We start from the raw sequence: 314 nt of genomic DNA, 5'->3' as shown, positions 1-314 counted from the left end.
CCCCCCCCCCCCCCCCCCCCCCCCCCCCCCCCCCCCCCCCCCCCCCCCCCCCCCCCCCCCCCCCCCCCCCCCCCCCCCCCCCCCCCCCCCCCCCCCCCCCCCCCCCCCCCTCTTTAATGATCCGGCGACCACCGAGATCTACACTGTTCGCATTTCGTCGGCAGCGTCAGATGTGTATAAGAGACAGGGATGGCATCGTGCTGCACCATGCGCTGGCTCAGCAGCCGGTGGGCAATGCGGGCATCGGTATCGAAGACCTCGCGCAGCGACTGCAGGCGCCCATGCGCCAGCCAGGCCGCGCCGCAGCCTGCGGC

1 protein-coding gene is annotated in these 314 nt (G+C 76.1%); it reads left to right on the top strand.

Features of this window, described 5'->3' with window-relative positions; all coding sequences use genetic code 11:
* Nucleotides 1-314: hypothetical protein (locus JHD82_RS29450; protein ID WP_199140456.1), on the top strand; the 314-nt coding region annotated here is incomplete at both ends.

It is taken from the genome of Delftia sp. ASV31 (assembly GCF_016428765.1).
Lineage (GTDB): Bacteria > Pseudomonadota > Gammaproteobacteria > Burkholderiales > Burkholderiaceae_C > Comamonas > Comamonas acidovorans.
This window is presented reverse-complemented; position numbering and strand designations above follow the sequence as displayed.